General features: G+C 56.0%; 10 protein-coding genes. 4 read left to right on the forward strand and 6 right to left on the reverse strand.

All coding sequences use genetic code 11. The features are described 5' to 3' along the window. Positions 1 to 157: 157 nt before the first annotated feature. Positions 158 to 775: a cobalt transporter gene (locus JUK32_RS05380; RefSeq protein ID WP_204137819.1), complete on the reverse strand. Its 618-nt coding sequence runs from the start codon at positions 773 to 775 to the stop codon at positions 158 to 160. Positions 776 to 1,029: 254 nt separating this feature from the next. Between JUK32_RS05380 and JUK32_RS05385 the strand changes: the two genes are divergently transcribed. The 4 genes from JUK32_RS05385 (at position 1,030) to rppB (ending at position 3,683) form a co-directional block, all read left to right on the forward strand. Next, on the forward strand, positions 1,030 to 1,278 hold the full coding sequence (locus JUK32_RS05385) for a DUF4258 domain-containing protein (RefSeq protein WP_204137820.1): 249 nt from the start codon (positions 1,030 to 1,032) through the stop codon (positions 1,276 to 1,278). Continuing rightward, entirely contained in the window at positions 1,275 to 1,478 is a 204-nt protein-coding gene (locus JUK32_RS05390) for a DUF2283 domain-containing protein (RefSeq protein ID WP_204137821.1), read from the forward strand. The genes JUK32_RS05385 and JUK32_RS05390 overlap by 4 nt, the downstream gene beginning before the upstream one ends. Positions 1,479 to 1,596: 118 nt before the next feature. Further along, on the forward strand, positions 1,597 to 2,292 hold the full coding sequence (rppA, locus tag JUK32_RS05395; protein ID WP_204137822.1) for a two-component system response regulator RppA: 696 nt from the start codon (positions 1,597 to 1,599) through the stop codon (positions 2,290 to 2,292). Then, the gene (rppB, locus tag JUK32_RS05400; protein ID WP_204137823.1) at positions 2,289 to 3,683 is read left to right on the forward strand and encodes a two-component system sensor histidine kinase RppB; all 1,395 of its coding nucleotides are present in this window, start codon (positions 2,289 to 2,291) and stop codon (positions 3,681 to 3,683) included. The genes rppA and rppB overlap by 4 nt, the downstream gene beginning before the upstream one ends. 60 nt (positions 3,684 to 3,743) lie before the next feature. On the opposite strand, the gene JUK32_RS05405 is transcribed toward rppB, so the two are convergent. The 5 genes from JUK32_RS05405 to phnC all read right to left on the reverse strand — a co-directional run bounded on the left by JUK32_RS05405 (position 3,744) and on the right by phnC (position 8,228). Further along, positions 3,744 to 4,880: an alpha-D-ribose 1-methylphosphonate 5-triphosphate diphosphatase gene (locus tag JUK32_RS05405; RefSeq protein WP_204137824.1), complete on the reverse strand. Its 1,137-nt coding sequence runs from the start codon at positions 4,878 to 4,880 to the stop codon at positions 3,744 to 3,746. A gap of 95 nt (positions 4,881 to 4,975) precedes the next feature. Beyond that, positions 4,976 to 5,341 carry a sulfite exporter TauE/SafE family protein gene (locus tag JUK32_RS05410; RefSeq protein ID WP_204137825.1) on the reverse strand — a complete coding sequence of 122 codons (366 nt, stop codon included), beginning with the start codon at positions 5,339 to 5,341 and terminating at the stop codon, positions 4,976 to 4,978. Positions 5,342 to 5,364: 23 nt separating this feature from the next. Beyond that, entirely contained in the window at positions 5,365 to 6,192 is an 828-nt protein-coding gene (gene phnE, locus JUK32_RS05415; protein WP_204137826.1) for a phosphonate ABC transporter, permease protein PhnE, read from the reverse strand. Positions 6,193 to 6,272: 80 nt separating this feature from the next. Continuing rightward, the gene (gene phnD / locus JUK32_RS05420; RefSeq protein WP_204137827.1) at positions 6,273 to 7,331 is read right to left on the reverse strand and encodes a phosphonate ABC transporter substrate-binding protein; all 1,059 of its coding nucleotides are present in this window, start codon (positions 7,329 to 7,331) and stop codon (positions 6,273 to 6,275) included. Positions 7,332 to 7,433: 102 nt separating this feature from the next. Then, positions 7,434 to 8,228, reverse strand: coding sequence for a phosphonate ABC transporter ATP-binding protein (gene phnC / locus JUK32_RS05425; RefSeq protein ID WP_204137828.1), 795 nt, complete (start codon positions 8,226 to 8,228; stop codon positions 7,434 to 7,436). Between the last annotated feature and the right edge of the window lie 591 nt (positions 8,229 to 8,819).

An 8,819-nucleotide genomic window follows, 5' to 3' on the forward strand; every position in this document is an offset into this window, starting at 1 on the left:
TTTGGCGAAGCCTGCCCAGAGTGCTTAGGAGAGGTTTATACACACTCCGGTCACCTAGCCTCTCCTTAGTAAGGAGAGGCTAGGTGAGGTTTTTCCGCTCATGCCAAACTCTAGTTTTTAACCTAGACGGGGCTTAGAGGTCTTGAGAGCAGAGGCTCTACTTTTTGCGCGTCAAAACGACTGCCCCAACGGCCAAGCCAACGCCGCCGCCAATCACCGCCAATAGCAACCTTGGAAAGCCACCAGAGGCTTCAGTCGTTTCAGCGGTGGCCTCAGCCACCTCGCTCGATTCCGTCTCAGTCTCCGCTGCCACAGACGCTTCAGCGGGAACTTCACTCGTCGTCGTTGCAACCGCTGCCGGTTCAGCTTCAGCCGTTTGCGTCTTGCGGGACTCGGCATAAAGCGACAGACTACCCTGAGTCACGAGTTGCTCACCCACCGACAGCCCTTCGAGAATTTCGACCATTTCGCCAACCATAGCCCCAGCGGTGACGGGCACAGGCTCATAGAAGTTTTCATACAGCACAAAGACCAGTTGGCGATCGCCATCCTCCACCAACGCCGACACGGGAATCATCACAGCCCCGCTACCGTCGACTTCGATGGGGCTGACTTGAATACCCAGTAGGGGGTCGGTTTCGGCATTGACCTCAACGCGATCCACACCGCCTTCGGCCTGAAACTCATCGCCATGACCGACGTGGGCCAGGGCAGCGGGCGTACTTAGGGCAAGGCTCAACGCCAGAACGGAAGTCAATAGCGGTAAGTGCTTCATGGGATCCTCCTCACAGGTGCAACAGCGCGCCGCAAAATCCCCAACAGGGTGCCATAAAACCGATGAAATCCAGGTGAAATTTACGGAACCCTTCTCACGGCTAGAGCGACTGAGGGTGTGCCAAAATATGGGGGACTTTTCGGAGTATGTTTGACCACTGGGCTAGCCGCAGAGGAGGCGTTTATACAACCGAGGTTGAGGGCAGATGTCATTCAAGATGAAATGCGGCAAGTGCGAATTTGAGAACAACGATAATGATCGAAGGATTTGAGTTGACGGAACATGCTCGCTATCAGATTCAAGATCGGGCTATTCAACTTGCCTGGATAGAAATAACCCTCTCCAATCCTCAAAGAATACTCCTGCTAGCGGATGTTCATGGCAACACCCACTATCTCAAGCAAATTCCTGATTTTGGGAATCGATGGCTTCGGGCCATCGTCAACCCAAACGTTACCCCGAAACGAGTCATCACAGTCTTTTTTGATCGGAGAGTGAAATGAAACTAGTTGTCCACAAGGAAGACGATGCGTTATATCTCCGTTTGGACGAAACACCAATTGTTGAATCGGAAGAAGTCAGCGATGGCATCATTCTGGACTATAACGCTGAAGGCAAGGTGGTCGGCATTGAAGTGCTTTATGTCAGTCAGCGCAGTCCCAATTCCTGGCAGCAAATTTTGCTGCAAACGACGCCTGGATAGGTACAACAGGGCATTATCCCACCTCTCGTTAGCAGGCATTGACCGACTCTAGATGAAAACCAGATGAAACGGCAGCGACTCCGGTAGAATCGGCTTCGTGGTGGATAGCTACGGTGCCATGCGCGTTCTATTAGTGGAAGACGAAGAAGATTTGGGACAGGCGATCAAGCAAGTACTGATCGGTGAAAAGTACGTGGTGGATTGGGTCACCGATGGGGCACAAGCCTGGTACTGCCTAGAAAATCAGTGGGCCGACTACACCGTGGCAATTTTTGACTGGTTGCTGCCGGAAATGTCCGGTCTGGAGCTATGCCAGCGGCTGCGATCGCGCCAAAACCCCCTCCCCGTCCTCATGCTCACCGCGTTGGGACAACCGGAAAACCGTATTGCTGGACTGGATGCCGGGGCTGACGACTATCTGGTGAAACCCTTCATCATGGAGGAACTGCTGGCCCGATTGCGCGCCTTGCAGCGGCGATCGCCCCAACTCAAACCCCAGCGGTTGACCATAGGAGCCTTTACCCTGGACGATGCCAATACTCGGCTTAAGGTTACGCTACCGGACCAACCTGTCCAAGAGATTCCCCTTACTCTCAAGGAGTTTCAGGTGTTGGCTTACCTGATGGAGAATTGCGATCGCATCATTCCCGGTAGCAAACTGCGTTCCCAACTGTGGGACATCGACGACGAACCCGTCAGCAACGTGGTCGCTGCCCAGATGCGCCTACTGCGCCGCAAGTTTGCCCGCTACGACTGTGACTGCCCTATTGAAACTGTACCGGGACAAGGGTATCGCTTTCGGGTAACGCGATGAACAGCCAGCAGCTCTTTCGCCGCAGTCGCCTGCAATTAGCCACCTGGTATGCCCTCGTCATGGGGGGCATTTTGAGCCTGTCGGGGTTCGGTATGGCGCGGGCGCTGGTGCAGTCTAACTGGGTGGCCCTGGAACGCGAAATTGAATCCACCGCAGGCACCCTCCACGACAGTCTGGAGCCGATCTTGCCCCCCTCCAAAGATCCGACCACTGTGTTACAGCAAATCTTTCCCGACCTCTGCATTGCCGAGCAGCCCTGTGAGCCAAGTTCCACCCTGATTCAGCGTCACACGTTGGGGATTAGCGATCGCACCACCTACTATATTCGGGTGTTTGACGATCAAGGCAACCTGCTGGCCTATTCGCCCAATCAGCCACAGCCGCTGCCTACTACCCTCAATCCCGCCCCCTGGCAAACCCTGCAAACTGAAGACGGTAGCCGCTATCAGCAGTTCACTACCATTCTGCACAGCGCGGCCCACACCCACGCTCCCAGTGATGTTCCCCATGAGCATCCTGCCTGGGGCTATCTTCAAGTCGGCCGCACCCTGGCCCCCTTTGATGCCGAACTCCAGCGGTTGCGGTGGATTCTCTTCGGTAGCTTGCCCCTGGCATTAGGATTGATTGCGATCGCGAGTTGGGGACTATCGGGTCTGGCTATGCAGCCGATCTATCAGTCCTACCAGCGCCAGCAGCAATTTACCGCTGATGTGGCCCATGAATTGCGATCTCCCCTCGCTAGCTTACTCGCCACAGTGGAAGCGATTCTCCGCCTGCCCCCAGAACAAACGGCACAAGTACCCGTGTTGCTGAATACCGTGGAACGTCAGGGGCGTCGCCTCAGCCAACTGGTGGCCGACCTGCTACTGCTCACCAGCCTGGAACAAAACACCACCGTCAAACCGACTCACCCCTGTTGCTTAAACGATATTGTGGCCGACTTAACCGAGGAATTGGCGGAGCTAGCTGCTGCAACGGATATCCATCTCAGCCACCACATTCCCGATGCTGAAATCTCTGTGATGGGGAACGAATCTCAGCTTTATCGTCTGGTGTTAAACCTGATCGCCAATGCGATTCAATACACGCCTTCGGGCGGTGCAGTCGTCGTGAGTCTGGCAGCCCACGATCGCATCGCCACCATGACTGTGAAAGATACCGGGATCGGCATTCCGATCGAGGAGCAAAGTCGCATTTTTGAGCGCTTCTATCGGGTCAACAGCGATCGCTCCCGCAAGACGGGGGGAACGGGCTTAGGGCTCGCCATTGCTCAAGCGATCACCCAGCGGCATCACGGGCAACTTGCTCTTGCAAGTGAAATTGGGCGCGGCAGTGTATTCACGCTTTCGTTGCCCTATATGCCACTTCAAAACCTCAATGCGGTAGCTTGACGCGTCATCTTTCAGTCCTCCAAAGATTGTTGGCTGGTAACGCAGAAGCCCAGAAAGGAATCAGGCAATTCGTTGGCCCTGGCTGAAGACAGCGGTAAGGCGGGGGGTGACGCCATCGTGGTGAACGGTGATAAAGTCCGCTCGTTTGCCGATTTCCAGACTGCCGCGATCGCCCGCTAAACCAATGACCTCGGCGGGATTCAGGGTGAACAACCGCGCCACTTTGGACAAGGGCTGATGCTGCTGTGCCGCTACCAAAAACATGGCCTGCACCAAGCTTTGGGGGACGTAGTCCGAGGAAATGACATCCACCAGACCCTGATCGATCAACTCCATTGCCGACACGTTGCCAGAATGGGACCCCTCCAAAATCAAGTTCGGGGCTCCCATTAACACTCGCAAACCATGGGCCTGAGCCGCCTGAGCCGCATCTAGCGTGGTAGGAAATTCAGCCATGCGGGCTCCTGCTGCTGCTGCCATTTGCACATGCTCCACAGTAGTGTCGTCGTGGCTAGCGAGACAAACCTGGTGCGATCGCGCTAGCTCTACCAATTTTTGGTGGTTATCGACGGCGTAGCGCTGTTGGTCGTCGCAGCGATCGCGAATGAACTGCTCCATTTCCACATCGGTGACGCCGTGCTTGCCCTGGTAATACTCTTTGTATTTGTGGAGTTGGGCGAACTGCCGCTGTCCGGGCGTGTGATCCATGAGGGAAATCAGTCGCAACCGGGGATGGGTGACATAGTTAGCCATTACCTCATGCACTTGCTCGTAGCCCAACTCGCAACGCAGGTGCAGATAGTGATCCACCATCAGTCTGCCCGCTGTGCGCCCCTGATCGATGGCCTGAATCATCGGGTCGAACTGGGTCATGCGCAGCGATGCGGGGTTGAAGTCCCCCACCGCGATCGCATCGCAAACCGTGGTGATACCCGCCGCCGCAAGGTCGCGATCGTGATGTACCACGGCCATCTCAATCGGCCACTGCACTTGGGGACGCGGCGACAGCCGTTGCTCAAAATTATCCGTGTGCAACTCCACCAACCCTGGCAGCAGATATTGCCCTGCACCATCCTGTCCCTGGGCAACCACCCCCGGTTGAATGTCGGCAATCCGACCATTACTCACGGTCAAGGTGCCCAGCAATTCGCGATCGCGCAGCTGCAACCAATAATTGGTGTATACCTGCTCTGCCATCTCAAGCGTATTCCCCGTAGCTGTTCCCATTCTCCAAGCTTCGACGGCAGTCCTGCCCCTTAGCCCCCTTGCTCCCATCACCTTCCAAACCGACCCTATTGTGGAGTCACCATCTTGAGGCCCAGCAAAATCATGGCGACGCCAAATACCTGTCGCAATAATTGCTCTGGCAAATCAACAGCAAATTTTGCCCCAATTAATCCGCCAAACACAAACCCGAGACAAATCAGGCTGGCGGCTCGCACATCCACATAGCCTTGTTGAAAGTAAGTCCACGCCCCGAGTAAGCCAATGGGGGGCACTAACAGAGCCAGTGTCGTGCCTTGGGCATAATGTTGCGAAAACCCAAATAAATAAACCAACGCGGGCGTGATCAAGACGCCCCCGCCGATGCCGATGAGACCGCTAAGCGTGCCGGCGCCCAGGCCCAACAGCAGAAACAGCAACAACTCTAGACCCATGGCTGGAGTCCTCCGGATGAGGTTTATATGAGGGAATTGCGAATGCGAGCGGAAATCAGATCAATGATGCTGACCGTCACGACCAGGATAATAAGAATGGCACACACCTCTGGATAATTAAAGGCGCGGAAGTTTTGGTAAAGGGCAATACCGATGCCCCCAGCCCCCACAATGCCGAGCACGGAGGCCGATCGCACATTGGCCTCAAAGCGATACAGCGTGAACGAAGTCCACAGGGGCAGCACCTGGGGCAGCACCCCAAAAATCACCTCTTGCAGTTTACTGGCTCCCGTGGCCCGAATCCCTTCCACCGGGCCGAGGTCGATCGCCTCGACCGCTTCGGAAAAGAGCTTGCCAAGGGTGCCCGCCGTGTGGACAAATAGCGCCAGCACCCCCGCAAACGGCCCCAAGCCCACCGCCACAATAAATACCAGCGCAAAGACCAGCTCGTTGATGGCGCGCATAGCGTCTAGCAGTCGTCGCACCGGGAACACCACCCACAGCGGGCAAATATTATGCGACGCCAAGATGGATAAGGGAATAGCCACAATCACCGCCAGCAGTGTGCCCCACAGGCCCATGGCAATCGTTTCCAACGTGGCCTGCAAGTAGTGCCACCCGTGGGTAAAGTCGGGCGGAAAAAACTTGCCGACGAGCGCCGCCATCGCCCCTAGACCGTTGCACAACTCGATGAAACTCAAGTCGCTGAGCCGACCGGTATAAATGAGAATGGCGATCGCCCCAACGATCGCCCCAATTCGCCCCACCGTCCAACGAGATCGGGCTTGGGCGAGAGCCGCGTGAACGGCGGCAGAATGTGAGGTAGTAGGAACAATGCGGGGGACTGGCATAACGATTTCACAAGAGACAACAACAACCAGCAAAGTGCCACCCGAGACTGAGCAATGGCGGCTCAGGGAGTGAGAGCAATTCAATTAGTTGCTGACTTCAGGGCTTCAAGTTGTTGATCCAACGCTTCCAGTTTGGCAGTTTTCGCCGCAGTGCTCAGCGCCGTCGCGTGCTTGATTGCAGCTTTTTGCTGCGCAATATCGAGGACGCGAATGGGGTGCCAGTCAGCGTCATCAGCCGGGTCAAACCTCGCCCAGCCCAGGGCGGCCAGAGTCGCCTCATCCTCGTAGTTATAAAAGAAGGCGCGCAACTGTGCTTTTAAGCAGTCGGGTAGCGCCGCCTGGTAAGCGATCGGGTCACGGGGAATCAGGGGGGAAGTCCAGATAATCTGGATCTGCTCAAAGGCTTCGGGGTCAGAGGCTTGCAGCCGAGCCAGGGCTTCACTGTTGTTCGTTGCCACATCAACTTGGTCGTGCGCCACGGCCTGGGCCGTCGCTTCGTGGCTACCGGCAAAAATCACTTCCCGAAAAGCCATCTCCGGAATGACACCCTGTTGAGCAAACACATAATAGTTGGGCACGAGGAAGCCCGAGGTGGAGTTGGGATCATTAAACGCCAAGGTCAAATCGGCGGCATGTTGGATGACATATGCGTCACCGTTGCCAGCTTCAATATCGATCGCCGCCAGGATCGGGTTCGCTTTATGGGTAATCAGATAGGCGTGGTACCCTCGGCTGCCGTCACGGGCCACCGTCTGGACAAAGGCTTCCGCGTCAGCCCGTTTAGCGGCTTCGATATAGGCTTTGCCGCCATACCAGGCAAGTTGAATTTTGCCCGCTCCCATCGCCTCGATCACGCCCGCATAGTCAATGGCATAAAACCCGTTGACCGGACGCCCGAGCGCGACTGATAAGTCGGCCAAAAAGGGCTCCCACAGGGTTTGCAAGTTGCTCTGAGACTCCGTCGAAATGATCCCAAAATCAATTTCTGCGAGTTCGGGCGCACAGCTCGCTGCTGCCGCCGTTTCACCATCAGCGGCTGGGTTGGTCAGGGGCGGGGGCACACAACTGGTCAGCAACGCCATGCTGACTGCGGCCAACCCCAGTCGCGCCGTGCCGTTCGCCAATCCTGAAGTGTTCATGGCCCCCTCTCAGCTGCAATGGCAACGTTGTCTAGACTGCGCTCCTGAGAATCCGGGCCGCCTGGGTAGCTTAGCCAACTTGGGGCGACCCCTGAGTCCCTATCAAGTCCTCGGCATGTCCCGCAGCACCAACTCTGGGGCCGCAGCGCCATAAATTTCCCCTAACATTGGGAGATCAAGGGCAGCGGTCGGGCCGTCAAATTGCACCATTCCGGCGCTCAAAGCGATCGCGCGATCGCAGTAACGACGCACCACCTGTACCTGGTGCAAAGACATCATCAGGGTAATCCCTTCGTCTTGATTCAGGCCCATGAGTAATTCCATGACTTGGCAGGCCGAGGCCGGATCGAGGGAAGCAATGGGCTCATCTGCCAGAATAATTTGCGCGCCTTGCATCAGGCAACGGGCGATCGCAACTCGCTGTTGCTGTCCCCCTGACAGCACCCCTGCCCGTTTATGCGCCTGCTCTAAAATACCGACTCGCTCTAACGCCGCGAGGGCTTGCAACTTCTCTGCCTGGGAAAAGGATTGGACGAGCGATCGCCCCCATGACACCTGAGCGAGATTGCCCACCAACACATTTTCCAGCACCGTCAGCCGATTCACCAGATTGAACTGCTGAAAAATGAACCCAATGCGTCCCCGCCGCCGTCGTGCTTGGGCCTGCAACTTGCCGTCAATCTGTAGAGGACACCCCAAAATTTCGACCACCCCCTGATCCGCCACTTGCAACCCGTTGAGATTACGCAACAGCGTTGATTTACCGGCACCAGAAGCCCCGACCAAAGCCACCCGCTCGCCATCCTGCACTTGCAAGCTGACCTCCTGAAGGGCTGGCTGCCCCTGAAAAGATTGAGACAGTCGGCTGACATTGATGATGGGGGGCGCGGCATTCATTCTCTAGTAATTCGAGTTAAGCGTGAGACGTGATTGATAGGTCTCTCGCTGTCACCGACGCTTGATCAAGGCGGCGATGGCAAGACTGGACAGGGAGAACATAGTTGGGAGCGAGGACTCGGGACTCAAATATAGTTGAGTGCATTATATCGAGAGCGGGCTTGACCAACTTCGTACAGTCAGTCAGCGCCAGCTTTTCAGGTGACGGCTATGGCCATGCGTCATCCCATAGCGCATGGCTGGGCTTCGGAATCGCTAGAGTTACCAGCTTTCCTGGCACCTTACTGCCTGGCGCAAGGTCCACTCAGGTTAAACCGCAATCGCTTGATCAGGCCAGAAAGTGGCGATCGCTGACCATCAGTATGGGCCATGAGCGCTAAGTCGCTGGGCCTAATTAAACGGTAACCTGCTGGCTGATTTCGACTCCGCTCCATCAGCGATATGGTTTGGTAGGTCAGTAGTTGAGGGTTGAGCGGAGTCGAAACCCGTCTGTGAAATAATTGTGCCTACCTACTTAGGGATCTGCAACTAAATAAAGTACCCGTTCAATCCGGTTTCGACTTCGCTCAACCTACCAGTATCGAAAGTTGA

Source organism: Halomicronema sp. CCY15110 (assembly GCF_016888165.1).
GTDB lineage: Bacteria > Cyanobacteriota > Cyanobacteriia > Phormidesmidales > Phormidesmidaceae > Halomicronema.